Origin of the sequence: Salinarchaeum laminariae, from assembly GCF_023204835.1 — an archaeon.
Classification (GTDB): Archaea; Halobacteriota; Halobacteria; order Halobacteriales; family Salinarchaeaceae; genus Salinarchaeum; species Salinarchaeum laminariae.
The window spans coordinates 1,435,122-1,459,043 of the sequence record NZ_CP096270.1; the positions used below are offsets into that span (position 1 = coordinate 1,435,122).

Here is a 23,922-nt window from a genome sequence, read left to right on the forward strand (position 1 = left end):
AGCGCATTGCGAACGGGTACCACATATGGTCGAGGAGTCGATCCAGCGCGAGGCGATCGAGGCGGCCGTCCACGCGGTCGCCGAGCGCATCGAGGCGGAGAAAACGTATCTCACGGAGCTCGACTCGGCGATCGGCGACGCCGATCACGGTGCGAATCTCCATCGCGGGATGCAGGCCGTCGTCGAGGCGATCGAGGACACCGACGAAGAGGATCCGGCGGCGCTCGTGAAGCTCGTCGGCCGGACGCTCGTCTCGGAGGTCGGCGGCGCCGCGGGCCCGCTCTACGGCGGTTCGATCATGAGCGCGAGCACGGAGTTCGCGGAGGGGATCGACACCGCCTCCACCGTCGCCTTCGCGGAGGCATACCTCGCGAAGGTCGAAGATCGCGGTGGCGCCACCGTCGGCGACAAGACGATGGTCGACGCGCTGACGCCGGCGGTCCACACATACAAGAAGTCGATCGAACAGGACGAGCTCCCGCCGCTCGCCGCGCTGGCCAAGGCCGTCGACGCCGCCGAGCGCGGCGTCGCGTTCACGACGCCGATCCGCGCCTCGAAGGGCCGGGCCTCCTACCTCGGCTGGCGCTCCGTCGGCCACCAGGATCCAGGCGCGACCTCCACGCTGTACTGTCTGGAGGCAATCCTCGACGTGGCTACCGAGTATCTCGACGGCGAGATAGACCGCGACGCAACCTCCCCCACTGTCCCCGACGAGTCGGCGGAGGCGGATGGGTCACCGGAGGGTGAGGAGTGATGCACGCGGCTCTCCTGCGAGGTGAGCGAGCGTGATCGCACTCGTCGTCGTTTCCCACAGCGAGCAGGCCGCGAACGGGGTTGCCGAGGTCGCTACGGAGATGGGTGGCGACGCTCGGATCGTCCCCGTCGGCGGCGATCCCGACGGCGGTATCGGCACCAGTGCCCCCGAGATCGAGGACGCGATTCTCGATGCCGTAGAGGGGCCCGACGGCGAGACCGCCGACGGCATCGTCGTGCTCGTGGATCTCGGCAGCGCCGTGATGAACGCCGAACTCGCCATCGAGATGCTCGAGGAGGACCTCGAGGTCGTGATCGCCGACGCGCCGATCCTCGAGGGCACGCTCAACGCCGCAGTGTCCGCGAGTTCTCCCAAGGCGACGCTCGATGAGGTCCTCCAGCGCGCGGAGGAGGCCCGGGACTACCGGAAGCTCGACTGACCGCAGTTCGTTCGGGTGGTCGAATCGATCGGGGCAGCACACGCTGGATACGATGGAGTTCGTTGCCCGAGGTACTGGGCGTTCGATACTCTCGACCGATGCCTCACGGCTGGTACAGAGCAACGTCGTAGCGAGGAACTCTAAACTGTTTGTGCACTTCTCGGAGACCTTTGCAAGATACAGACCCCGTATTAAGCACTGACCTCCAACGCTCAAAGACAAGCAGCACCCCAGTACATTCATTACTCCAGCACGCTAAGCACATCACATGCCTGTACGTATCGAGGAGTTCGAAACGGGCGAGCTTCCCCAAGGTCCGAGCATCCCGGTACAGGTGATCACGTTCCTGCACGCGAACCGAGATCGGGCGTTCACCAGGTCGGAGATCGCTACCGGGATCGATGCGGATCCGAACACCGTCGGAACTGCCCTCTCCCGCCTGAAGTCGCGCGATCTGGTTCGGCACAAGGGCAAGTACTGGGCCCTCACCGACGATCTCGAACGTGTGTCGGACGCCTACGATCTCCACGCGATCTCGCAACGACTCGACGAGGAGGACGGCGGCATCGACCCTGCAAAGTGGGACGCTACCGCTCCAGACGAGCCCCACCCCAGCGAGCAGGACGGATAGATGCAGGCGGACCGTGGCGACGTCGTCCGCAGCGTCGATCCGTTCAAATTGGGCGGGGACCGGCAGCGGCCGTGGCTGATCGTCAACAACGAATCACATCCCTTCGATGACGAGCAGTTCCTCGCCGTCGCGATATCGACCAAGGAGTACGAGGAATCGCTCGCCCTCATCGACGAACACTGGACTACAGGGGGCGTCCCGAGAGCGTCGTTCGTTTCTCCATGGGCAGTCCACTCGCCGAGGGCGGAGGATCTGATCGCGTGGCAGGGCCGAGTAACTGATCGGTTCGTCGACGAGGTCGTGGACTCGATCGAAACCTATCTTCGCTGAGACGAATTTTCATGTTTCTTTTGGAATATGTACGTCTGGGCCATTTCGTGGTAGCTGGGTAGCTACAAACTGGAGCGGATGACTAATTCGCACAATTTGTTCGGGAGGGTTGAACCAGTTCCGTGGCCGCTGTCAACGACAATGTGGAGGATGGAGGTCCTATCGCTTGTACACGGAGCAGATAATCTCGGTGGACTGAAACGATTGCTAGTGGCCGATCCGCAGGTCTACTGAGCAGTAATTTCACCGGATGAACCACCGAACGCGACAGATTCCAATTGAGCCGGTCCAACGACCGCCTCGATCTCGTCGAAAAAGAAACGCCGCCAGCAGCGTTCAGATGCCCAGATAGCCGGGGCTCTCGAGCACGCCGAACTCGTAGAGCAGGCCGATCGCGACGGTGTAGATGACGATGGCCATCGCGGGCGGGTCGACGTGGGTCCCGCCGTGAGCGTAGAAGATGCGCTGGGTGAACTCCGCGAGGAGCGAGCCGACGAGGCCGCCGAGGATCGCCAGCAGCATGACCCCGAGCTCGCTGTTGAGCTCTGCAGCGGCGACGACGGCGAACGTCGAGCCGCCGAGGGTGATGTGGTGGGTGACCGGGAACTTCTCGACCCCGAGATTGAGGAAGAGCAGGCTCGCGGCGGAGATGCCGTAGGCCATGAAGACGCTGCCGGTCATGATCCAGGCCCACCCACCGAGAGCGCCGCCGACGAGGCCGATCGTCGCGACGCCGGACCACTTGTACTGCTGTGGGAGCCACGGCTCGACGGCGAGTCGGCCGCTGCCGTCGCCGCGTTCGTCCTCTCGCGCGAACGGACTCATGTCGAAGTAGCCGTCGCCGCGTGGACTCCCGATCACGGAGTAGCCAAAGACGGGCCGCGCGATCACGGCCGTCGCGAACACGGCGAGTGCGATGCCGTCGACGGGGAGCTCGAGCGCGCCGGAGAAGCGAGCGATGAGCATCCCCAGGACGCCGAAGACCGCACCGACGGCGAGGATGTCAGGTTTCGTCCCAAACGCGTAGAGGATGTTCTTCCCGAAGTGGTAGTCCCAGTCCTCGGGCTCCATTTCGCCGTAGCGCCACCCAGCATAGGCCGTCGCCGCGACGCCGCCGGCGAAGGCGACGTGCGGACCGGTGACCGGACCGAACCCGATCGTGCCGGTGACCCCCGACGCGAGATTCGCACCGCCGAGCTCGGTGAACTCGGTGCCGGTGCCGCTCAGCGCAGCCATGCCCTCGCCCAGCAGGACGACGAAGCCGGTGAAGACGAAGGAGGGGAGTGCGCCGATTGACGCACCGAACGCGCCGCCCGCTGCCGCGGCGAGGACGAGCACTGCGAAATGCTCCCACTCCATGTCGAGGATCGGGACCTGGAGGAGCACGTCGGCGACTGCGATCGACACGATCACTCACCTCCGTCCTGTGCCCAGTCCAGCGAGCGCTCGACGGCGTCCTCCCACCGGGCGTACATCCGATCGGCGGTCGAGGGATCCATTTCGGAGGCGAACTCTCGGTCCACCTGCCAGTTGTCCCGCAGGCTGTCGATGCCGTCCCAGTAACCGACGGCGAGCCCCGCGGCGTAGGCAGAGCCGAGAGCGGTCGTCTCGTCGACTTCGGGTCGAGCGATCTCGGTGTCGATGATGTCGGCCTGGAGCTGACAGAGGAAGTTGTTCTTCACGGCGCCGCCGTCGACGCGCAGCGTTCCCATGTCGATGCCGCTGTCGGCCTCCATCGCCTCGGCGACGTCGCGGGTCTGGTAGGCGATCGATTCGAGGGTCGCACGGACGATGTGCTCCTTCCGCGTGCCACGCGTAATGCCGACGATCGTGCCACGCGCCCGGCCGTCCCAGTGTGGTGCGCCGAGCCCGGTGAACGCCGGTACGACGAACACGTCGTCCGTCGAGTCGACCTCCCGCGCGAGCGACTCCGTCTCCGCGGCGTCGTCGATCAGGTCGACGTCTTCGAGCCACTCGATCGCGGCGCCGGTGATGAAGATCGAGCCCTCGAGGGCGTACTGCACCGGCTCGCCCGAACGCTGGAACCCGATCGTCGTGAGCAGGCCGTGTTCGGATTCGACAGCCTCGTCGCCGGTGTTCATCAGGAAGAAGCTCCCCGTGCCGTAGGTGTTCTTCGCGTCGCCGGCGTCGAAGCAGGTCTGTCCGAACAGGGCCGCCTGCTGGTCGCCGAGTGCACCCGCGACCGGCACCGAGGCGCCGAGGAATCCGTCGGGATCGGTCGTGCCGTAGGTGTCTTCGTCGCTCGAGGGGCGCACTTCCGGAAGCATCGCCTCTGGAACGCCGAACTCCTCCAAGAGCTCGTCGTCCCAGTCCATCTCGTGGATGTTGAACAGCATCGTCCGAGATGCGTTCGTGACGTCCGTGATGTGGTTCCCGGTGAGATTGTAGATCAGCCACGAGTCGATGGTTCCAAAGAGGATCTGGCCGTCGGCCGCCCGTTCCCTGATATCGGCGGGACGAGCGCGTTCGGTCTTGACCGGATCGGCGTTCTCGAGGAGCCACTCGGCTTTCGTCGCCGAGAAGTAGGCGTCTGCCTCGAGCCCGGTCTTCGCCCGGATGTCACCGACCTTGTCGGCCGCTTCGAGTGCTTCGATGCGATCTGTGGTCCGGCGATCCTGCCAGACGATCGCTCGGTGGACCGGTGATCCCGACTCTGCGTCCCAGAGCAGGGTGGTCTCGCGCTGGTTTGTCACCCCGATCGCCTCGAGCTGGTCTGCCTCGATGTCCGCCTCGTGTAACGCCTGGGTGACGACGTCTTTGGTCGTCTCCCAGATCTCCATCGCGTCGTGCTCGACCCAGCCGGGTTCGGGGTAGTACTGTTCGTGCGTCTCGTATGCGTTCGCGACGACCTGGCCGCCGTGATCGAAGACCATGAACCGCGTGCCCGTGGTCCCCTGGTCGATCGCGCCCACGTAGGTGCGTGCTGACATTGTCCGGTACCCGCATGGTTTCGATACCGATGCAGGCCTAGCGGCGATAACAACACCATCTCTCATAAAAGTTTGCCAGCTATTCACACGAGAATCGACCGGTTGGGATTTGGGGGAACTTCCTCGCTGCCTACGACGCGTACGGGGAGAGCAACGCGTCGGTACGGAATCGGGCCGGTCGACAAATGCGCGCTTATTGGGTGGTAGCGGGCGTATAACGCTGTAGTAGAACTGTGCTACCCGTTTCGATCGTCCGGTGAACTGGCGATCGTCGGCATCGATTCCTCCGTCTGACTCTCCTCGCTGCACGTCCGAGAATCGCACTTCGTCGTCGCTTGCCGCCTGGAATTAACATGGTCGTTCACAATCTATATTGGTCTCTCGATACCGGCGGTACTCTAAAGTGCGCGGGTCCCGACAGTGTGCGTAGCGAATGGAATCGAACACGGGTGCACTGGTAATCGGCGGCGGATCGACCGGCACGGGGGTCGCCAGGGATCTCGCGATGCGTGGCGTCGACGTCACGCTCGTCGAGAAGGGGAACCTGACACACGGGACGACCGGCCGAATGCACGGGTTGCTCCACAGCGGCGGCCGGTACGCCGTCTCGGACCAGCCCAGCGCCGTGGAGTGCATCGAGGAGAATCGGATTCTCCGCGACATCGCGAGCCACTGCGTGGAGGAGACCGGCGGCCTGTTCGTCAAACGGCCGGAGGACACCGAGGAGTATTTCGAGACCAAACTCGAGGGCTGCCAGGAGTGTGGGATACCCACCGAGGTGCTCTCGGGGGCGGAGGCCCGCGAGATGGAGCCCTACCTCGCACAGGACGTGGACCGGGCGATCCGCGTCCCCGACGGCGCGATCGACCCGTTCCGGCTCTGCGTCGCCAACGCCGAGAGCGCGACGAACCACGGCGCGCGAATCGAGACCCACGCCGAGGTCGTCGATCTCCTCGTCGACGAGCCGGCGGGCACCGACGAAGCGGCGGTGGTCGGCGCGGAGATCCGCCACGAGAGCGGTACCGGCTCGCGCACCCACGGCGAGCAAACGGAGATCGAGACGATCTACGCCGATCACGTGATCAACGCCGCCGGCGCGTGGGCCGGCCAGCTCGGCGATCTTGCCGGCGTCGACGTCGCAGTCCAGCCGGCGAAGGGCGCGATGACCGTGACGAACGTCCGGCAGGTCGACACCGTGATCAACCGCTGCCGGCCGAAAGGCGACGCCGACATTCTCGTTCCCCACGAGACCACGGCGATTCTCGGCACCACCGACGAGGCCGTGGACGATCCCGAGCACTACCCCGAGGAGCAGCGGGAGGTCGACCTCCTGTTCGAGCAGCTCACCGATCTCGTGCCGATCCTCGAGGACGCCCGGACGCTCCGGACGTTCTGGGGTGTCCGTCCGCTCTACGAGCCGCCGGGAACGGGCACGCAGGATACGGGAGACATCACGAGGGACTTCTTCCTCCTCGACCACGCCGACCGCGACGGCGTAACGGGCTTTACCAGCATCGTCGGCGGGAAGTTCACCACCTACCGTGCGATGGCCGAGGAGATCAGCGATCACGTCTGCGATCGGCTGGGCGTCTCCGCGGACTGTCGAACCGCGGACGTGCCACTGCCCGGCAGCGAGTCGCCGGGGCGACTCGACGACGCGATGGATCGGTACGGACTTCGCTCGCCGATCGCCCGCCGCAGCGCGGAGCGCCTTGGCTCCAAGACCGAGGCGGTGCTGGGGACCGACGAGCCCAACCCCGTCGTCTGCGAGTGCGAAGCTGTCACGCGCGCGGAGCTACAGAACGCGATCGAGAGCGCCGGGTCGGACCTCAACGACGTCCGGATTCGAACCCGGGCGTCGATGGGGAACTGTCAGGGTGGGATCTGCGCCCACCGGATGGCGGCGGAACTCTCGCCCGAGTACGAGTCTCCCACCGTCCGCGCGGCGCACGACGAACTCCTGCAGGAGCGCTGGAAGGGCGAGCGCCACGCATTGTGGGGCGAGCAGCTCGCACAGGCCGCGCTCAACTACGCACTCCACGCGACCACGATGAACCTCGATCGCGATCCGGCCAGAACCGACGACGATCCGGAGTACGCCGCCTTCGACACCGGGCCGCCCGGACACACCGCCGGGACTGGCGACACCACGGCCGCGGCCGACGGCGGCAGGCCGACCGGCTCGCGATCGGCGGACGAGGAGGGTCACGATGGCGATTGAGTCCGACGTGATCGTGATCGGCGGCGGACTCGCCGGTCACTTCGCGGCGATCGCCGCTGCGGACGCCGGAAAGGAGACGCGTCTCGTCACGGCAAATCAGAGCACGCTCCGGCAGGCCAGCGGGCTGATCGACGTGCTCGGGTATCCTCCAGCGGCAGCAGTTGGGGAGACTGGAACTGGCGATGCTGCTGGCGATCACGCAAGCGATGCTGATTCAGACAGAGCCGATGCCGACGATCCCGACGCCGTCGGCGAAGAGAACCCCAATGCCGTCGACGCAGAAGACCCCCGACCCGACGCCCCGTTTCGATCGGGCCCGATCGTCGATCCGTTCGAAGCGATCCCCGAACTTCCAGAAGGCCACCCATACGAGCGGGTGGGACTTGCTGCGGTCCGCGAGGGGCTCGCGACGTTCGACGAGGTCGTCGACGGCTACGTGGGTTCGCACACGGACGCGAACGCACTCGTTCCGACGCACGGCGGTGTGGCCAAACCGACGGCGCGATACCCCGAGCACACCGCCGCCGGGCTGGCAAGCGACGACCGCGACGCGGTGCTCGTCGGGTTCGAGACCCTGACCGACTTCGACGCGCCGGTCGCCGCCGACAGCCTCGCGGCCGGCGGCGTGCCCTTCGAGGTCGCCGGCGTCACCGTCCGGTTCCCGGGCGATCTCCGCGCTGACGCGAAGGCGACCCGGTACGCCGAACTCCTCGAGACCGACGAGGTGCCTGCTCCCAAGGCCGCCGACGGCGGATCGAGTGGCGCGGCGACGCACGCGAGCCAGGGCCGATCCTGTCGCGCGGCGATCGTCGAGCGGATCCGGCGCGCGGTGGGCGACGTCGACGTCGACCCCGAGCGGATCGGGTTCCCGGCGGTGCTCGGCGAGGAGCGGACTGCCGAGGCTCGCGCCGACCTCGCGGATCGGCTCGGCGTCCCCGTCTTCGAGGTGCCGACCGGTGCGCCGAGTCTGCCCGGAATCAGACTCGAGCACCAGTTGGGAGATGCACTGCGCGAGCGCGACGTTCGGGTCGCCGACGGCCGTCCGGTCGTGGACGTCTCCGCAACCGACGGTCGCGTCGGGCATCTCGTCGTCGAGTCGGCGGGCGGCTCGACGGTGCCCATGGCCGCCGACAGCTACGTACTCGCGACCGGCGGGCTCGTCGGCCGGGGGATCGACGCGGATCGCGACGGCGTCCGGGAGCCGATCTTCGACTGCCACGTCCCCCATCCCGACGATCGGTACGAGTGGTTCGCCGACGCTGCCTTCGGCGACCATCCGTTCGCCTACTTCGGCGTCGACGTCGATCGCGATCTTCGGCCCCTCGACGCGGAGGGCGAACCGGAGTACGCGAACCTGCACGCGGCCGGTGCGGTGCTCGGTGGCTACGACTTCGCCGCCGAGAACTCCGGCGCGGGCGTCTCGATCGCGACTGGCCACGCTGCGGGCAGTGCGGCAGCGGAGGGGAGCTGATCATGTTCGGACACGCACCAGACGACGGCGACGAATCGGACGAGACAGAGTCGAGCTGTGGCTGTGAGGCCGGATCCGGCGAATCGGACGGATCTGCAGAATCGCGATCCACGTCGGAAGTCCGCTCTGACGGAGGGGAGCCGAGCGACGAGAGGCGACCCACATCGGAGCTCTGCTCCGATGGGGGTATCGACGCCGACGTTCCCGGCGACCCCGGCTCCGCTGGCGGTGCCGGATCGCACCCCAGCTCCGACGACGAGTTCGAGCCCGTGCAGGTATTTCCGGATAGCACGGAACAGGACCTCCGGCCGGGTGCTGACAGCTGCTACAAGTGCTCGACCTGTGACACGAACTGTCCCGTCGCCGAAGTCGACGACGAGTTCCCCGGGCCGAAGTTCCAGGGGCCCGAGCAGTGGCGCCTCTCTCGCGACGACGCCCCGGAGATCGACGACTCGATCGACAAATGTTCGAACTGCATGCGGTGTGATCACGCCTGCCCGACGGACGTGCCGCTGTCTCAGATGCACAACACCGCCCGCGGGCGCTACGTCGACGACCAGCTCTCGAAGCTCTCTATTCAATATCTCCGCAAGAAAATCCTCTCGAACTACGGTCGTCTGGGTCGCCTCGGCTCGCTGTTCCCCCGGACGACCAATTTCGTCATGGGCAACCGCGCAGTTCGATGGATCACGGACCGCACGCTCGGCATCACCGACGAGCGGGAGTTCCCCGAGTTCGCGACCCAGACCTTCCGGTCGTGGTGGGACGAACGCGGCGGTGCGCAGGTCCAGAGCGAGGATCGTCGGGTGGCGTACTTCCACGGCGACTACGCGAACTACAACACGCCTGAGGTGGGCAAGGCGCTCGTCCGCGTCTTCGAGTCCTTCGGCTACGAGGTCGCCGTGCCTCGCCAGCGCTGCTCCGGGACGCCGATGTTCGCCAACGGGATGCTCGACGACGCGCGGCGGGCCGCGACGGTCAACGTCACGGAGTTCGACGCGCTGATCGAGGAGGGCTACGACGTCGTCTGCTCGTGTACCTCCTGCTCGATGGCGCTCAGACAGGAGTACCCCGAACTGTTCGACATCGACGGTACCGAACGGGTCGCCGCGAACACCTACGACGCCGTCGAGTATCTACGAATTCACGAGGATCTCCGCGAGGAGCTGGCCGACGCGGAGACCGACGCCGACGACGAACTGCCTGATCTCGCGTACCACGCGCCGTGCCACGCCAGAAACCAGGGGCTGGCCGAACAGGCCCTCGAGGTCGGTGACGCCGTCGAGGGCGTCGACGTCGACGACGTCGGTGACTCCTGTTCGGGCATCTCCGGGACCTACGGCTGGAAGAGCAAACACTACGACACCTCGATGGCGATCGGCGACGAGATGTTCGATCACATGGAAGATTCCGAGGCGGAGACGGGGATGACCGAGTGTCCGACCTGTGCGATGCAGATGGAACACGGCACCGGCTACGACGTCAGACACACGCTCGAACTGCTCGAGGCGACGCTCGTCGGCGAGGGTGAGGCGTGGTGACCGTCGTGGGGGGTACAGTCCGATCGCCACGGTGCAGCGATCCGATCGCCCCGACGCGGCGGTCCGATCGCTCCGTCGGCCGGCCGGAACTGTATTTATTGCCGACTGGAAACGACACTGACGACGACTGACTTTCCGACGATGGACCTCAGCGAACGTATCGAACGACGCCAGCTACGGACCCGAGACGAGGAGCGAATCCTCCTCGACCGCTCCCAGCTCAGCCCGACGGTCCACGTCGAGGAACCGGTGGGCCGCGCGCCGGTGCTGGAGGCGGTTCTGGACGCCGTCGAGCCGGCGTTCGACGGCCGGCTGCCGCCGGAGCTTGCGATCGAGGGGCCGCCGGGCGTCGGCAAATCCGCCATCGTCCACGCGCTCTATCGCGCGCTCGGCGACGGGCTCGGTACCGCCGGGTCGATCGCGACGAGTACGCGCGGCGGCCGACCCGAGCGGTGGTTCGCGATCGTCGACTGCCGTCACGCCGGCACCGACTTCAGTTTCTACCGACGGCTGCTCCTCCAGCTCGGTGCCGAGGAGGTGCCCGCCCACGGCGTCGGCACCGACCGGCTCCGCGAGCGGGTCACCGAGTACGTCTCCCAGCGCGGACAGTGGGCAGTGATCGCCGTCGATCACGTCGAGGAGGCCGACGATCTCGACGTCGAGGCCGTCCGGGAGCTCCTGGCGCCCGTCGCTGACGCCACCTCGGTGACCTGGCTCGGGCAGTCCCTGGACGTCGACGCCGAGCAGACCGTCCGGATCGAGCCCTACCGCCACCACGCACTCACCGATCTGCTCTCCCAGCGCTGCTCGCGTGCCGTTCGGACCGACGCGTTCGAGCACGACGATCTCCGGGCGGTCGCCGCCCAGCAGGAGGGCAACGCCCACGACGCGCTGGCGGTGGCTCTCGGCGCCGCGCTGTTGGCCGACAACGAGCATGCGGACGCGATCGCACGCCCCCACTTCGTCGCTGCCGGCGAGGCGGTTCCCGAGACGACGGTGCATCTCGATCGCGTCCTCGCGCTTCCGGAGAACCGCCGTCGGGTGCTCGCGACGCTCCTCCAGATCGAGCTCGACCCGACCGTCGCCGAGGCGGCGACCGCCATCGCCGAGCGGACGTCGCTCACGGCGGGGACGGTCCGTCGCTTCTGCTATGAACTCGCCGACGCTGGCGTGCTCGCTCGCCACGGCGGCCACGCGGACGCTCGCGGCCGGGATCCGAGTCACCTGCGACCGGCGTTCCCGTGGCTCGCGTTTGCGGGGCTCGACGACGTGCTCACAGTCGACGACGTCGTCGATCGGGTCCGCCAACAGACCGAGCCCACGGTTTCCTGGTGACCATCGGCCAGAATAACGGTACTCAGTATCGACCCGTCCTCCTCAGCAGCGGCCAACCTGGTGGTGCCACCGATCAGTCATCGCCGTCCTCGCTCTCACTCGACGCCGGTGGGGCTGCGGTCGCACCCGCGGACAGCTGCTGACGCGTGGAGACGGAGAACTGGCCGACGACGTCGGTGAGTCGGTCGGCCTGACTGTCCAGCGAGCGGGCCTTGGCTGAGACTTCGCCGATCTCGAGGGCGGTGGATTCGGAGGCGTCCGCGACGCGGTCGGCCTCTCGAGAGGTCTCCGCGGAGACGGTCGCGACCCGCTCGATGAGCCCGGCGAGCTCCTCGACGGTCTCGGCCTGGTCGTTGCTCGCGCGGTCGATCTCTCGGACGCTGTCGGAGACGTGTTCGACGCGGTCGGTGACGGTCACGAGCTCTGCTTCGAGATCGTCGACGGCGTCCGTGGCACCGGCGATCCGGCCCTCGACTGCCTCGATGCCGGCGGCGCTCTCGGTGGCGCGTGAGCGCAGGGAGTCGATCGTCTCCTGAATCTCGTCGACGGCCTCCTGGATCTCCGCGGAGAGCTCCTGCACCTCGTCCGCGACGACGTCGAACCCGCCGTCGTCCCCAACGTCCTGGTCGGTTCGGGCGCTCTCGATCGCTGCGTTCAGCGCCAGCATGTTCGTCTGCTGGGCGATGTCGTCGATCAGCTCGATCGACTCCGCGATGCGCCGGGCGTCCTCGTTGAGCAGGTCGATCGTGTCCGCGACGGCCGCCGTGTGGTCTTCGGCCTCGTGCATCTGATCGGCGGCGTGGGTCGCCGTCGAGACGCCGTCGTCGGCGAGGCCGGCGACGCGCTCGGACTCTTCGGCGATCGTGCCGGTCGTCGCGGCGACCTCCTCGATCGTCGCGGAGAGCTCCCGGACCTCGCCGGCGGCAGCCTGGAGGTCGTCGGTCTGGCGACCGGAGCCCTCGGAGATCTCACGCACGGCCTGGCTCACCGACTCGCTGGCCTCGCGGATCTCCTGGGCGCTCCCCTGGAGATCGCCACTGGCCTCGTCGACGACGTCGGTGAACCGCTTGACCTGGACGACGGTGCGTTCGAGCTCGGAGAGCATTCGGTTGAACGATCCAGCTACCTGTGCCATCGCCTCGTGGTCGGTGCGGGCGTCGAGGCGCTGGGTCAGATCGCCGTCGGCACAGGCGTCCATCACCTCGCTAAAGCGCTCGGCCTCGGCGAGCAACGCGTCGTTGTCGCCCGCGAGCGACTCCCGCTCGTCCGCGACGGACTCGCGTTCGCTTTCGAGTGATTCGATCCGGGACTCGGTCGTGTCGCGGAGGGTCGAAACCGCGGCGTAGGCGTCGCCGACCTCGTCGATCCGATCGGTCTCGAACGACGCGTCGTCGCCGTCGGCGACGGCCTCGGTTCTGGCGGTGAGTTGGCGCAGTGACTTGCTCGTCCCGCGACCGAGGACGATCGCGAGCAGGGCGAACGTGAGGAGGGCGACGGCGCCCACGCCCGCGAACCCGGTGAGAACCGTCTCGGTCGCGACGGAGCCGTCCTGAGCGTCAGCGCGCACGTAGTACGCTGCGCCCCCGACCGCTCCGAGCACGACGATCGCAGCGAGCAGCAGCCAGCCGGCGATTGTTCGCCGGTAGCGCCGCCTGAAGAACGTCGGAACGACAGTGTGGAGTGGCATGAGAGACGTCTATCTGTTCCGTTCGTTGCTCGGGCTGCCGTATAATGGTTTGCCGTCGGCTCTACGGGCGAGTCGGCGGTCGATGCTGGCCGTTCCAGTGTAGTGAGAAAACGGGTGAGTTCGAACGGCCGTATCGACGACCGTAACGGCAGGTTTCCGATGGCCGTTACAGCAGGTCTTCTATCGCGCCGGCGACCTGCTCGGGCGTCTCCGCGACCTCCGCGCCAGCGGCGTTCAGCGCGTCGATCTTCGACTCTGCGGTGCCGGTGCCGCTACCGGAGACGATGGCGCCGGCGTGGCCCATACGTTTGCCCGGCGGAGCCGTGCGGCCAGCGATGAACCCGACGACGGGCGTGTCCATGTTGGCGCCGATGAACTCAGCGGCCTTCTCCTCGTCCTCGCCGCCGATCTCGCCGCACATCGCGACGGCGTGGGTGTCGGGGTCGGCCTCGAATGCCTCGAGGGCGTCGACGAACGTCGTCCCGATGATCGGGTCGCCACCGATGCCGATCGCGGTGGACTGGCCCAGCCCGCGCTCGGAGAGGCTGTCGACGACCTGGTAGGTGAGCGTGCCCGATCGGGAGACGAGGCCGACGTTACCCGACGAGAAGATGTTGCCGGGGAGGATGCCGAGCTTCGACTCGCCGGGGGTGATGATCCCGGGACAGTTCGGCCCGATGAGGTTCGTGTCGACCTCGCTCAGCCGCTTGCGCACAGCGGCCATGTCCTGGGTCGGGACGCCCTCGGTGATCGCGACCGCGAGGTCGAGCGGGGAGTCGAGCGACTCCATGATCGCGTCGCCGGCGAACGCCGGCGGGACGAAGATGACGGAGGCGTCGGCGTCCTCCTCGCGTGCGGCCTGCTCGACGGTGTCGTAGACCGGAACGCCCTGGACCTCCTGGCCACCGCGGCCGGGGACCGCGCCGGCGACGACGTTGGTGCCGTACTCGATCATCTGGCCAGCGTGGAACTTCCCTTCGCCGCCAGTGATACCCTGCACGACGACGCGAGTGTCCTCATCTACAAACACGCTCATGCTTCCACCTCCTGGGCGTACTCGACGGAGCGCTGGACGGCGTCCTCGAGGGTCTGTTCGACGGTGACGAGGCTCTCATCGAGGATCTCCATACCTTCCTCCCAGTTCGTGCCGGCGAGGCGGACCACGACGGGTTTGGGGATCTCCTCGAACTGGCCGAGCGCCTCGTTGATGCCGCGGGCGACCTCGTCGCCGCGGGTGATGCCGCCGAAGATGTTGAACACGACGGCGTCGACGTTCTCGTCGGAGAACACCATGTCGAGCGCGTTGGCGATCCGATCGGCCTTCGCGCCACCGCCGACGTCGAGGAAGTTGGCGGGCGTGCCGCCGTAGTGATCCACGAGGTCGAGCGTCGTCATGACGAGGCCGGCACCGTTGCCGATGATGCCGACGTTTCCGTCCAGGCGGACGTAGTCGAAGCCGTACTCGTCGGCCTTCTGCTCGAGGGGATCGTCGCTTTTGGTCTCCTCCTCGTACTCCGCGATCCGGGGCTGGCGGAACAGTGCGTCTTCGTCGACGTTGAAGACGGCGTCCGCGGCGATCACGTCGTCGTCGCTCGTGACCATCAGCGGGTTGATCTCGGCGTCGGCGCCGTCGTTGTCGTCCCAGAGCTGGTAGAGCGTCTGGAGGACGCTCGCTACGTCGTTCGCAATCTCGCGGTCGACGCCGGCCTCGAAGACGGCCTTCCGGGCCTGGTAGGGGTGGAGTCCGAAGGCGGGATCGACGTGCTCGCGAACGATCGCGTCGGGGTCCTCCTCGGCGACCTCCTCGATGTTGACGCCGCCGCGGGTCGAGACCATCGCGACGGGCTTGCCCTCGCCACGGTCCATCGTCACGCCGACGTAGAGCTCGTTGACGAAGTCGACCGCCTCCTCGACGAGCACGCGGTCGACGTGGATGCCCTTGAGATCCATCCCGATGATGGAGTCCGCAGCAGCGCGGGCTTCGTCTGCCGTTTCGACGAGTTCGATGCCGCCGGCCTTGCCGCGGCCGCCGACCTGCACCTGCGCCTTCACTGCGACGGGGTAGCCGATATCCTCGGCCGCAGCGACGACCTCGTCGGCCGTCGACGCGAGCTGGGAGTCCGGCGTCGGGATCCCGGCGTCGGCGAAGAGCTCCTTCGCCTGGAATTCGTGAAGTTTCATAGTGAGCGTGTGCGGGAATCCCCGGCGCTCGCAGTTAACGGCACCGAAACGTGGGACCGCGTGACTCGGTTCTGCGTGTATCGGCTGGACGTTTGATTGATTCTCAGCGTGGAATTGGATCCCCGACAGCAAACCGTTTGGAAGCCCCCTCCCGCTCGACGCCTCTGGCTCGTTGCGCCCTTCACTCCCTGCGGTCGTTCCAGTGCTTACTTCGCCAGAGGCGTCGAGCGGTCGGCCCCTTCCAGTCCCACCCGGTAGTGGGTTTCCGGGGTCGAATCCTCATTGGGAGTTTCGGCCCAGTTCGTGCCAGGGATCGGCCGCTGCGACGTCCGATGGACTGCCCCACCGTGGCTACGACTGATCGAAACTCAATTCGGGTGGGGTGAAGGGGCCGACCGCTGGTTCGTTCTACCGACGCAAGCACTGGACCGAGCGACCAGCGGGAGCGAGGGAAGCGCACAGCGAGATAGAACGCACCAACGGGAGGGGGCTTCCTAAGCGGTCGCTGTTGCGGTGGGATTGTTGAGACAAGACCTCCCGTTCTCACTCAGCTTCCGGTGCGACGCTCCGAACGAATCCCAGCGTCGCGGGGTTGAACTCGTATCCCGCGCCACACTCCGGACAGTTCGCACGCAGTAGCTTCCCGTGCTCGAAGCGCTGCCAGAGGTCCTTCTGGAGCCGCTCGATCTCGAGTTGCACCTCGGCGCCACACTGGCCGTTGTTGCAGGGGAAGGCGACGTACCAGTTCGGGCTGGAGAGGGTGCCGATGGGCTCGAGTTCGGAGCGCAGCCGGCTGAGGAGGTTGAACACCGTCACCTCGGGGTTCTGCGCGTCGTACTGCACACCGTCGGTCCCCTCGACGTAGCCACGGAGGTAATCGTCGTCCTCGACGATCGGGATGATCGGGAGCCCCTTGGCCTTCGCGTAGCCGAGCTCCTGGTTCACCCAGTAGTCGTCGGCGGCGTCGTCGGTCAGGAGGACGATGACGAGGTCGCTGTTGCGGAGCTGCCCCTCGAGATTCCGGCGAGCGCGACCCGGTTCGACCTCCTCGCCGGCGAGTGCGACCGTCAGTGGGAGATTGCGTACCGACGAGAGCAGATTCTGCGCGGCGTCGAGATCCGCCGTCGCGTGGGACACGAAGACGCGGGTTTCCGCCATAGCGTGGGATGAGACCCCCGCGCAAATATTTCTTCCGTCGGTGGACTGAAACCGCCGCGAGATGGTCTCTCAGTCGCGAGTTGCATCGGCCCGCAGACGACCCATTGCCGCGCCCGCCTGGGCTCTGTGACGTCACCGTGGCGAGACGCTTAAGCCCGACCGTGTGAATCACCACCTATGAGCACGAGGCTCCGGACCCCCGAGGATCGCACCTGCGAGCGCTGTGGCCGCGAGGAGTACTGGGACGAGTCCGACCGCGTCTGGCGGATCGCCTCCGACGAGAGCGATGAGAAGCAGGTCGGTGATCCCTACTGCATCCACGAGTGGGACATTACGGGCGAGTTCACGCCGATCGACGATGGCTGAGTGTCGCGGTCGGTCGTTCCTTTTTCCAATCCGCGGTCGCGCGTCTCTTCTCGGTGCCCGTCCAGTCGCGCATCTGCCGAAACTGACCATCCAACTGGCGTAGACTCACGACGCACCCCACTCCGTCCACTCACAGCGATCCGTTGAGCACCTTCGCAGCGACGAGCACCGGATCCCAGACCGGGCTAAACGGGGGTGCGTAGCCGAGGTCGAGCTGTTCGACGTCGTCGACGGTCATGCCGGCCTCGAGCGCCGTCGCGATGGTGTCGATCCGGACGGCAGCCCGATCCTCACCGGCGATGGTTCCACCGAGCAACTGCTCGCTCTCTCGATCGGCCGTCAGCGACACGACCGTCTCTTTCGCGCCGGGGTAGTAGCCCGAGCGCGAGCCGGCAGTGATCGTCTCCGTGACCGGATCGAAGCCGGCAGCACGCGCTGCCTCGTGATCGACGATTCCCGAGCGGCCACACTCCAGGTCGAACGCCTTGAGCATCGCCGTGCCCGCGATACCGCCGACGGTGCTCGGATCGCCGGCTACCGTCGAGCCGATGGCGCGGCCCGCACGGTTGGCGGTCAGCCCCAGCGGCACCCAGTCCTGCTCGCCGGTGACGACGTGTCGCATCGTCGCGCAGTCCCCGGCGGCGTAGACGTCCTCGACGCTGGTCTCGCCGTACTCGTTCGTTCTGATCGCGCCTGATTCGCCACGCTCGACGGCGGTGTCGGCGACGAGCTCCACGTTCGGAGCGATGCCGATCCCCACGAGCGCGGCGTCGATGGAGAGCGAGCTGCCGTCGCCACAGTGAAGCTCGGTCAGCCGACCGTCCTCGCCGGCGAGCCGATCGACCTCGGTGCCGAGGTGGAGCGTGACGCCGTTCGCACGGAGGGCGTCGGCAACCGCCTCCGCGACAGCGCCGCCGAAGGCAGGCACGAGGTCGTCACCGCGCTGGAAGAGGTGGACGTCGAGTCCGTGCGCGTCGAACGCCTCTGCCATCTCCACGCCGACGTAGCCGCCACCGACGATCGCGACGGTCTCCGGTGGTGCCATCGCGCCAAAGTGCGCGGCGCGATCGGGGTCCAGAAACGGGCCGCCTCCGAGATCCTCGACGGCGAAGGCGTCGGGATCCGCGAGCATCGCCCGAATCGCGGCGGCGTCCGGCATGCCGTGCAGTGAGAAGGCTCCGTCGAGGGCAGCGCCCTGGATTGGTCCCCTCACGGCGTGGGCACCAGTCGCGACGAGGAGCTCGCCGTAGGGCTGGTCGAACTCGCCGTCGGGGCCAGCGACGGTCACCGTCGAAGACGCTGGATCGACGGTAGTGACCTCGTGGTTCCGCCGGAGGTCGATGCCCCGCTCCTCGGCTTCCGCGGGCGAGAGGGAGAGGAGGTCCGTGAGCTGGTCGACGTCGCCTTTGACGAAGTACGGGGTCCCGCAGTGAGCGTAGGAGATCCAGTTTCCACGCTCGAAGACGATCACGTCTTGATCGGGGTCCTCACGCCGACACTTGCTGGCGGCGGAGAGCCCGGCAGCGTCACCACCGACGATCACGTATGGGTCGGTCATTGAGACATACGTCGGGGGCGATCCTCAAAGGTCTCCGGTTGGGTACGATCGCGCCCGAGCGCCAGGGACGGGCATGCGTGGTACCACTACCCAGGTCTGCTGGCTACTCTTCGTTGAGCTCTCTTGCGAGTTCGACGATCTCGACTTCCCAGTCGGTGCGTGTGCCGTTGGTCTGGAACTCCCAGGCACCGCGAACGTCGACCCTCGCCGCCACCGCCTGCTCGAGAAGTGCTCCAAGTGCCGATTCGAATTCGTCGCTGTCCGCGACCGAGACGTCGGAGAGTGGGTCGTCTGTCATGGGTTGCGGGCCGGCTGGCCTCGACTCGAAGAGCAGCCGACCATCGTCCGCCCGGCAGGTCGATCTCCGTCCAGGATATTCGGTCCAATTCGTTACTGGCGCGCCACCCTGAAAGACCTGCCGCTAAACATGGTGTGCCATGCTTCGGACGGCGGGTTGACACACCATGCTGCCCATATTTACCCGCGTCGAGCCCGAACTAGTATCGAGACCAATGGCCGTCATCGCGCACCTCGAGATTCCGGCCGAATCGTTCGAACTCGGTCGGATCCTCGAGATGGAATCCGGGACTACCCTGGAGCTCGAGAACATGGTTCCGCTCGGCGAGAAGGCGGTGCCGTTCTTCTCGATCAGCGAGGACGTCCGGCAGACCTTCGAGGAGACCGTCCGCGACCATCCGTCCGTCGAGGGGATCGAAGAGATATCGCGACACGAAGACACCCTCCTGTACTCTCTGGACTGGAACGTCGCTCGCGACGTCTTCTTCCAGGGCATTCTCGAGACGGAGGCGCATATTCTCGGTGCGACGGGCGGCTCGAACGTCTGGGAGTTCGAGATCCGCTTTCCGACCCACGAGGGACTCAACGAGTTTCAGGAGTTCTGTTCGAACGCCCACATCGGCCTGACGGTGAACCGCATCTACAACCCGACGAAACCCAGCGCCGGGATGTGGTACGGACTGACTGTCGCCCAGCGTGACGCGATCTTGCTCGCCGTCGACGGCGGCTACTACTCCATCCCACGACGGATGTCGACGCAGGACCTCGCGGACGAGCTAGGCATCTCCGATCAGGCCGTGACGGAGCGGCTTCGTCGGGCGATCGTCACCCTCGTCGAGAACACGCTCGCCGCCATGGAGGAAGAGAGCGAGACGGCGGAGCTCACGCGCATCGGCGATACGGCAGCAGAGTGATTCGAGGGGTCCTGCAGTACCTCTCTCTCGGGCTCCCTACCATGGCTCACCTGGGGTGTCATTAACACCCTTGTGCTCCATGCGCGAAGAGTAACCCCTGCCGGTACAAAAGGTGGCTATGACCTCGAGCGGTACGTTCGACGATATCGCCGACGCCATCGGGCATCCCGATCGGCGCGAGCTACTCGCTGGCGTGCTAGAGGCAAATCCGGTCTCGATCTCAGAGCATATCGGTGCCTCGGCCGCAGGCGGTCCATCCCCCAAGTCGTCTGCCGATCTCCCGGCCGGGCGCGACCAGGACGTTGAGGCGAAACGGATCGGGCTCCACCACACGCATCTCCCGAAACTCGAGTCGAGCGGCTACGTCGAATGGAACCGTGACGAGGGAACCGTCGTCAAGGGGCCGAACTGGGCCGAGATCAAACCCGTGCTGGAGCTGCTCCGCGACAACGAGCACGATCTCCCCGTCGAGTGGCCCTGAAACCGTTCTCCCTGACCCATTACGGACGGAGCCCATCCGTTCGGGTGATCACTGAATCTTCCCGCTCCCCGCCGCCCCCACGGAAAGAGCATGTCTGTGCACACCCAGTCACCTCAATCTCGAAAAGCAACCCTTAACTCCCGGAGGCCGGTTTTCCCGTGCATGGCTGGAACTATCGACGTACTGGTCCCTGGCGGCCAGGCGAATCCGGGACCGCCGCTCGGGCCGGAGCTCGGCCCGACGCCGGTCGACGTGCAGGCGGTCGTGCAGGAGATCAACGACCAGACAGAGGCCTTCGACGGCACCGAAGTCCCCGTCACCGTCGAGTACGACGACGACGGCTCCTTCGAGATCGAGGTCGGCGTCCCGCCGACGGCCGAGCTCGTCAAGGACGAGGCTGGCTTCGAGACCGGCTCGGGCACGCCGCAGTCCGAGTTCGTCGCCGACATCTCCGTCGACCAGGTCAAGCAGATTGCAGAGCAGAAGCTCCCCGACCTGCTCGCGTACGATCTCAAGAACGCCTCGAAGGAGGTCGTCGGGACCTGCACGTCGCTGGGCGTCACGATCGAGGGCGAGAACCCGCGAGAGTTCAAGCAGCAGATCGACGACGGCGAGTACGACGACGTGTTTGCGGAGGAGGCGGCGGCGTAAGCCGCCGGCGACGACGCACACGCTCGAAAACGACCACAGAGAGTTTTCGGTGTTTTCGCCGACGAAGCCGCAGCGTAGCGAGGATCTTCTGCAAACGCTCGAAAAATCGAGCGACGCGAGATTTTTCGGTGTTTCGCTGAGGAAGCGGCTGCACAGCCGCTGACGAAGCGAAGATTCTTCAGAAGAGCGACGCGAGATTTTCGGAGTGTTGCTGAGGACGCGAGCGGAGCGATCGTCCGAAGCAACGCACGAAATCCGACTGGATGGAGGATTTCGGTGTTTCGCTGCGACGGTGAGCGAAGCGAGCCGTCGATGCGAACGACGGGCGTCGCTCGCTGGGTGCGAACCACGGGGAACCCTGCCAGTCACTATCGATAGCTGGCGGAGACCGTCCGTACGCAGTTCGACGATCGGTACAATTGCGCTCGTGTTCCGTCGAACGCGGTGCTCGCTTGCGGTTTGCCGTCGGCTGGGACCCTTGTTGCAGAGAAGAATTGGCGACTCGTCGCGCCGCCTGCTGCGATTTTCGACGATCGACGTGCAGGAGTTTTAATATCGTCGAAGCTGTCGACGGGAGTAGTGATGGCAGTCGTGGAATCCGAGTCGCAGGGCGCGTTGCGATCCGAGATCGAGTCGCCGACAGCCAAACTGGTCTACCTCTCGCTGGCCGAGCAGGGGCGGGCGTCCGTCGCCGAACTGCAGGACCGACTCGGCGAGCCCCGAATCACGCTCTACGGCGTGCTGGACTCGCTCGTCGAGACCGGTGTCGTGGAGGTCGACCGCGATGGCAGCGGGTCGATCTACACGCCAGCCTGACACCGCAGTCTCGTCTGGGCGCTCCTTCGTCGACCGACGCCGCTACAGTTCGATGCGCTCGACCAGCGGGTCGTCTTCGTCCTCCCCGCCGTTGATCGCGACGATGCGAACGTACTCCTCCAGTCCCGAGTCCTGGAGCTTCGACTTCAGCAGATTGTCGACCTGGTAGACGCCGGCGGCGTTTGTCATCTGGATTTCCACCATGACGGCGGCATCGTCGCCGCGTCTGAGCGACACCTGCTTGATCGCCTGACTGGAGATCGTGTTGATGCCGCGGCCGCCGGTCTCGTAGGGAATCCGCGAGCGCCCGCGTTCCATGTCCAGCGCGTCCGCGACGCGGATGACGCCCGCCTCCAGCGTCAGTGGCTCCTCCTCGGTGTGATGACAGAGGATCGCGTGGAGCGTCTCGCCCTTGACGCGAACGGCGTCGCCGACGTCGTAGAACTGCGGGAGAATCTGGTCGAGGAGATCAGCAGCCAGCGGGATCGAGTAGTAGGGATGTTCGTCGCGATGCACGACGTGGCCGATGTCGTGGAGGGTCGCCGCGAGCGCGACGATCACCGCTTCGTCGGCCTCCTCGAGCCCCTGATCGGCGGCGCCGTTGAACGCGACACCGGCCTCTTTCAGCAGATCGTAGAGACAGAGCGCGCGGTTGCGGACGATCTCGATGTGTTTGGTTCCGTGGTCGTTGTACCGCTTGCGTTTGACTGGGTTGACGTTCTGGGCTTCGAGATACGCCTGCACCTCCTCGTCGGAGTCCAGTAGAGCCAGCACCTCGTTGACGCGCCCGTCGGGGAAGGCGTGCTCGGCGTCGGGATCGTAGACGTGGCCACCGTTTCCGGTGGCTGCCTGGTCGCTCATACAGGACGGACGGCGGGCACGCACAAGAGAGCAGCGACCGCCCGAATCCGGGCGGAGTCGGTCGAATCGTTGCCGGTCAGTCCAGCGCTTCGACCGCTGCGAGGACCTCGTCGTAGTCGGGCTCCACGCCGGGATCGTCCGACACCCACTCGTAGGCGACCTCGCCGTCGGAGTCGACGACGAACACCGAACGCTTGGCGACGCCCTCGACGCCCAGCTCCTCGAAGTCCATCGGAATACCATACTCGTCGACGATTTCGCGGTTCAGGTCGCTCGCGAGATCGACGTCGACGCCGAGATCGTCGCGAAACGCGTTCAGCGAGAACGGCGAGTCCCGGCTGACGCCGACGACCTGCGCACCGGCGGCCTCGAACTCGCCGAGCCGGTCGTCGAAGGCGTTGATCTCGTGGCTGCAGACGCTCGTGAACGCGCCCGGGAAGAAGGCGAGCACGACCGGGCCGTCTTCGAGCGCCTCGGTGAGCGAGAACGTCTCGACGTCGCCGGTCGCGAGCGGTGCCGTGAAATCGGGAACAGTGTCGCCGTCTGTTGGCATCGAGTATGGGTTGTGGGTTGCGTCGGAAGGGGGTTTCGAGAGCGGCGTCCTGCCGAGCGGAGCGAGGCAGGGCTCGTCAGTCGAGCGAAGCGAGTCTGACGGTGTCTCGCCGAACGCAGTGAGGCGAGGATCGCTGAACGAGCAAAGTGAAGTTGCACGGTGCCCTGGTGAGCGAGCGGAGCGAGGCAGGGCTCGTCAGTCGAGCGAAGCGAGTCTGACGGTGTCTCGCCGAACGCAGTGAGGCGAGGATCGCTGAACGAGCAAAGTGAAGTTGCACCGTGGGGACGGGATTTGAACCAGAGCAAGACGTTCCGGGTCGCTCCCTACGGTCGCTTCCCGGGCTGCGCTTGCAGGGATCAAATCCCACCGCCGAACTCCGCTCTCACAGACGGCTCGCTACGCTCGCCGATTTCGTTCGAGCGGAATACGGTGGGGATGGGATTTGAACTACGCCGAGACGGTCCGGGCATGCGGCCTCACTTCGTTCGGCCGTTCCGGGGCTGCGACTCGTCTACTTCAAATCCCCCGCCGAACTCCGCTCTCACAGACGGCTCGCTTCGCTCGCCGTGTTCGTTCGAGCGGAATACGGTGGGGATGGGATTTGAACCCATGAGTCCGTGAGGACACCTGCTCTCAAGGCAGGCGCGTTGGGCCGCTCTGCCACCCCACCGAGTTGACGTGTTCGACCCCGTCGCAGTCTGGCGATTTTGGGCCTCAAACGGTGAA

Annotated in this window: 23 protein-coding genes and 1 tRNA gene; 13 read left to right on the forward strand and 11 right to left on the reverse strand. The window is 66.3% G+C overall.

The window, feature by feature from the left end; all coding sequences use genetic code 11:
* Positions 1-25 precede the first annotated feature (25 nt).
* The 4 genes from dhaL to MXF70_RS06580 all read left to right on the forward strand — a co-directional run bounded on the left by dhaL (position 26) and on the right by MXF70_RS06580 (position 2,154).
* On the forward strand, positions 26-754 hold the full coding sequence (gene dhaL, locus MXF70_RS06565) for a dihydroxyacetone kinase subunit DhaL (protein ID WP_248518201.1): 729 nt from the start codon (positions 26-28) through the stop codon (positions 752-754).
* Positions 755-785: 31 nt separating this feature from the next.
* A complete protein-coding gene (gene dhaM / locus MXF70_RS06570) occupies positions 786-1,193 on the forward strand; it encodes a dihydroxyacetone kinase phosphoryl donor subunit DhaM (RefSeq protein WP_248518202.1) in 408 nt (135 codons plus the stop codon).
* 268 nt (positions 1,194-1,461) lie between these two features.
* Positions 1,462-1,824 (forward strand): hypothetical protein, encoded by a 363-nt coding sequence (locus tag MXF70_RS06575; protein ID WP_248518203.1) that lies wholly within the window; start codon positions 1,462-1,464, stop codon positions 1,822-1,824.
* Positions 1,825-2,154: a hypothetical protein gene (locus tag MXF70_RS06580; protein ID WP_248518204.1), complete on the forward strand. Its 330-nt coding sequence runs from the start codon at positions 1,825-1,827 to the stop codon at positions 2,152-2,154.
* A gap of 336 nt (positions 2,155-2,490) precedes the next feature.
* Here MXF70_RS06580 and MXF70_RS06585 read toward each other — a convergent pair whose 3' ends face one another.
* Together MXF70_RS06585 and glpK are read right to left on the reverse strand one after the other, a co-directional pair.
* The gene (locus MXF70_RS06585; RefSeq protein ID WP_248518367.1) at positions 2,491-3,513 is read right to left on the reverse strand and encodes a DUF7973 family transport facilitator; all 1,023 of its coding nucleotides are present in this window, start codon (positions 3,511-3,513) and stop codon (positions 2,491-2,493) included.
* A 50-nt stretch (positions 3,514-3,563) separates the two neighbouring features.
* Positions 3,564-5,105, reverse strand: a complete 1,542-nt coding sequence (glpK, locus tag MXF70_RS06590) for a glycerol kinase GlpK (RefSeq protein ID WP_248518205.1) — start codon at positions 5,103-5,105, stop codon at positions 3,564-3,566.
* 433 nt (positions 5,106-5,538) lie between these two features.
* Here glpK and glpA point away from each other — a divergent pair, with 433 nt between their 5' ends.
* From glpA to MXF70_RS06610, 4 genes are all read left to right on the forward strand, one after another.
* The gene (gene glpA / locus MXF70_RS06595; protein ID WP_248518206.1) at positions 5,539-7,326 is read left to right on the forward strand and encodes an anaerobic glycerol-3-phosphate dehydrogenase subunit GlpA; all 1,788 of its coding nucleotides are present in this window, start codon (positions 5,539-5,541) and stop codon (positions 7,324-7,326) included.
* Positions 7,316-8,797: a glycerol-3-phosphate dehydrogenase subunit GlpB gene (glpB, locus tag MXF70_RS06600; protein WP_248518207.1), complete on the forward strand. Its 1,482-nt coding sequence runs from the start codon at positions 7,316-7,318 to the stop codon at positions 8,795-8,797. The genes glpA and glpB overlap by 11 nt, the downstream gene beginning before the upstream one ends.
* 2 nt (positions 8,798-8,799) lie before the next feature.
* Entirely contained in the window at positions 8,800-10,338 is a 1,539-nt protein-coding gene (locus MXF70_RS06605) for an anaerobic glycerol-3-phosphate dehydrogenase subunit C (RefSeq protein WP_248518208.1), read from the forward strand.
* Between the two features lie 141 nt (positions 10,339-10,479).
* On the forward strand, positions 10,480-11,673 hold the full coding sequence (locus MXF70_RS06610) for a Cdc6/Cdc18 family protein (protein WP_248518209.1): 1,194 nt from the start codon (positions 10,480-10,482) through the stop codon (positions 11,671-11,673).
* A gap of 73 nt (positions 11,674-11,746) precedes the next feature.
* Here MXF70_RS06610 and MXF70_RS06615 read toward each other — a convergent pair whose 3' ends face one another.
* The 4 genes from MXF70_RS06615 to MXF70_RS06630 all read right to left on the reverse strand — a co-directional run bounded on the left by MXF70_RS06615 (position 11,747) and on the right by MXF70_RS06630 (position 16,699).
* Entirely contained in the window at positions 11,747-13,360 is a 1,614-nt protein-coding gene (locus MXF70_RS06615) for a methyl-accepting chemotaxis protein (protein WP_248518210.1), read from the reverse strand.
* Positions 13,361-13,526: 166 nt separating this feature from the next.
* Positions 13,527-14,396 carry a succinate--CoA ligase subunit alpha gene (gene sucD, locus MXF70_RS06620; RefSeq protein WP_248518211.1) on the reverse strand — a complete coding sequence of 290 codons (870 nt, stop codon included), beginning with the start codon at positions 14,394-14,396 and terminating at the stop codon, positions 13,527-13,529.
* Positions 14,393-15,541 (reverse strand): ADP-forming succinate--CoA ligase subunit beta, encoded by a 1,149-nt coding sequence (sucC, locus tag MXF70_RS06625; RefSeq protein WP_248518212.1) that lies wholly within the window; start codon positions 15,539-15,541, stop codon positions 14,393-14,395. Before sucC ends, sucD begins: the two co-directional genes overlap by 4 nt.
* A 543-nt stretch (positions 15,542-16,084) precedes the next feature.
* Positions 16,085-16,699 (reverse strand): toll/interleukin-1 receptor domain-containing protein, encoded by a 615-nt coding sequence (locus MXF70_RS06630; protein ID WP_248518213.1) that lies wholly within the window; start codon positions 16,697-16,699, stop codon positions 16,085-16,087.
* Between the two features lie 177 nt (positions 16,700-16,876).
* Between MXF70_RS06630 and MXF70_RS06635 the strand changes: the two genes are divergently transcribed.
* Positions 16,877-17,065, forward strand: coding sequence for an HEWD family protein (locus MXF70_RS06635; protein ID WP_248518214.1), 189 nt, complete (start codon positions 16,877-16,879; stop codon positions 17,063-17,065).
* A gap of 130 nt (positions 17,066-17,195) precedes the next feature.
* On the opposite strand, the gene MXF70_RS06640 is transcribed toward MXF70_RS06635, so the two are convergent.
* Together MXF70_RS06640 and MXF70_RS06645 are read right to left on the reverse strand one after the other, a co-directional pair.
* On the reverse strand, positions 17,196-18,623 hold the full coding sequence (locus tag MXF70_RS06640) for an FAD-dependent oxidoreductase (RefSeq protein WP_248518215.1): 1,428 nt from the start codon (positions 18,621-18,623) through the stop codon (positions 17,196-17,198).
* Positions 18,624-18,726: 103 nt separating this feature from the next.
* Positions 18,727-18,921, reverse strand: a complete 195-nt coding sequence (locus tag MXF70_RS06645; protein ID WP_248518216.1) for a hypothetical protein — start codon at positions 18,919-18,921, stop codon at positions 18,727-18,729.
* A 214-nt stretch (positions 18,922-19,135) separates the two neighbouring features.
* Between MXF70_RS06645 and MXF70_RS06650 the strand changes: the two genes are divergently transcribed.
* The 4 genes from MXF70_RS06650 to MXF70_RS06665 all read left to right on the forward strand — a co-directional run bounded on the left by MXF70_RS06650 (position 19,136) and on the right by MXF70_RS06665 (position 21,782).
* Complete coding sequence (locus tag MXF70_RS06650) at positions 19,136-19,834, forward strand: helix-turn-helix domain-containing protein (RefSeq protein ID WP_248518217.1); 699 nt, start codon at positions 19,136-19,138, stop codon at positions 19,832-19,834.
* Between the two features lie 118 nt (positions 19,835-19,952).
* Entirely contained in the window at positions 19,953-20,315 is a 363-nt protein-coding gene (locus MXF70_RS06655; RefSeq protein ID WP_248518218.1) for a DUF7344 domain-containing protein, read from the forward strand.
* Positions 20,316-20,477: 162 nt separating this feature from the next.
* Positions 20,478-20,966: a 50S ribosomal protein L11 gene (locus MXF70_RS06660; protein ID WP_248518219.1), complete on the forward strand. Its 489-nt coding sequence runs from the start codon at positions 20,478-20,480 to the stop codon at positions 20,964-20,966.
* Positions 20,967-21,548: 582 nt separating this feature from the next.
* On the forward strand, positions 21,549-21,782 hold the full coding sequence (locus MXF70_RS06665; protein ID WP_248518220.1) for a helix-turn-helix domain-containing protein: 234 nt from the start codon (positions 21,549-21,551) through the stop codon (positions 21,780-21,782).
* A 42-nt stretch (positions 21,783-21,824) separates the two neighbouring features.
* Here the strand turns inward: MXF70_RS06665 and MXF70_RS06670 are convergent, their stop codons facing one another.
* From MXF70_RS06670 to MXF70_RS06680, 3 genes are all read right to left on the reverse strand, one after another.
* Positions 21,825-22,643: an HD domain-containing protein gene (locus MXF70_RS06670; RefSeq protein WP_248518221.1), complete on the reverse strand. Its 819-nt coding sequence runs from the start codon at positions 22,641-22,643 to the stop codon at positions 21,825-21,827.
* Between the two features lie 76 nt (positions 22,644-22,719).
* The gene (locus MXF70_RS06675) at positions 22,720-23,196 is read right to left on the reverse strand and encodes a redoxin domain-containing protein (RefSeq protein ID WP_248518222.1); all 477 of its coding nucleotides are present in this window, start codon (positions 23,194-23,196) and stop codon (positions 22,720-22,722) included.
* Between the two features lie 586 nt (positions 23,197-23,782).
* Positions 23,783-23,866, reverse strand: a tRNA-Ser gene (locus tag MXF70_RS06680).
* Between the last annotated feature and the right edge of the window lie 56 nt (positions 23,867-23,922).

Excerpts from the sequence above, each read along its gene's own strand:
- MXF70_RS06605 (WP_248518208.1), top strand. The coding sequence starts at position 8,800 with ATGTTCGGACACGCACCAGACGACGGCGACGAATCGGACGAGACAGAG.
- MXF70_RS06660 (WP_248518219.1), top strand. The coding sequence starts at position 20,478 with ATGGCTGGAACTATCGACGTACTGGTCCCTGGCGGCCAGGCGAATCCG.
- sucD (WP_248518211.1), bottom strand. The coding sequence starts at position 14,396 with ATGAGCGTGTTTGTAGATGAGGACACTCGCGTCGTCGTGCAGGGTATC.
- MXF70_RS06650 (WP_248518217.1), top strand. The coding sequence starts at position 19,136 with ATGGCCGTCATCGCGCACCTCGAGATTCCGGCCGAATCGTTCGAACTC.
- MXF70_RS06670 (WP_248518221.1), bottom strand. The coding sequence starts at position 22,643 with ATGAGCGACCAGGCAGCCACCGGAAACGGTGGCCACGTCTACGATCCC.
- MXF70_RS06575 (WP_248518203.1), top strand. The coding sequence starts at position 1,462 with ATGCCTGTACGTATCGAGGAGTTCGAAACGGGCGAGCTTCCCCAAGGT.
- MXF70_RS06585 (WP_248518367.1), bottom strand. The coding sequence starts at position 3,513 with ATGGAGTGGGAGCATTTCGCAGTGCTCGTCCTCGCCGCGGCAGCGGGC.
- glpB (WP_248518207.1), top strand. The coding sequence starts at position 7,316 with ATGGCGATTGAGTCCGACGTGATCGTGATCGGCGGCGGACTCGCCGGT.
- glpK (WP_248518205.1), bottom strand. The coding sequence starts at position 5,105 with ATGTCAGCACGCACCTACGTGGGCGCGATCGACCAGGGGACCACGGGC.
- MXF70_RS06655 (WP_248518218.1), top strand. The coding sequence starts at position 19,953 with ATGACCTCGAGCGGTACGTTCGACGATATCGCCGACGCCATCGGGCAT.
- MXF70_RS06615 (WP_248518210.1), bottom strand. The coding sequence starts at position 13,360 with ATGCCACTCCACACTGTCGTTCCGACGTTCTTCAGGCGGCGCTACCGG.
- MXF70_RS06645 (WP_248518216.1), bottom strand. The coding sequence starts at position 18,921 with ATGACAGACGACCCACTCTCCGACGTCTCGGTCGCGGACAGCGACGAA.
- MXF70_RS06665 (WP_248518220.1), top strand. The coding sequence starts at position 21,549 with ATGGCAGTCGTGGAATCCGAGTCGCAGGGCGCGTTGCGATCCGAGATC.
- MXF70_RS06580 (WP_248518204.1), top strand. The coding sequence starts at position 1,825 with ATGCAGGCGGACCGTGGCGACGTCGTCCGCAGCGTCGATCCGTTCAAA.
- dhaL (WP_248518201.1), top strand. The coding sequence starts at position 26 with ATGGTCGAGGAGTCGATCCAGCGCGAGGCGATCGAGGCGGCCGTCCAC.
- MXF70_RS06635 (WP_248518214.1), top strand. The coding sequence starts at position 16,877 with ATGAGCACGAGGCTCCGGACCCCCGAGGATCGCACCTGCGAGCGCTGT.
- sucC (WP_248518212.1), bottom strand. The coding sequence starts at position 15,541 with ATGAAACTTCACGAATTCCAGGCGAAGGAGCTCTTCGCCGACGCCGGG.
- MXF70_RS06675 (WP_248518222.1), bottom strand. The coding sequence starts at position 23,196 with ATGCCAACAGACGGCGACACTGTTCCCGATTTCACGGCACCGCTCGCG.
- MXF70_RS06610 (WP_248518209.1), top strand. The coding sequence starts at position 10,480 with ATGGACCTCAGCGAACGTATCGAACGACGCCAGCTACGGACCCGAGAC.
- MXF70_RS06640 (WP_248518215.1), bottom strand. The coding sequence starts at position 18,623 with ATGACCGACCCATACGTGATCGTCGGTGGTGACGCTGCCGGGCTCTCC.
- glpA (WP_248518206.1), top strand. The coding sequence starts at position 5,539 with ATGGAATCGAACACGGGTGCACTGGTAATCGGCGGCGGATCGACCGGC.
- MXF70_RS06630 (WP_248518213.1), bottom strand. The coding sequence starts at position 16,699 with ATGGCGGAAACCCGCGTCTTCGTGTCCCACGCGACGGCGGATCTCGAC.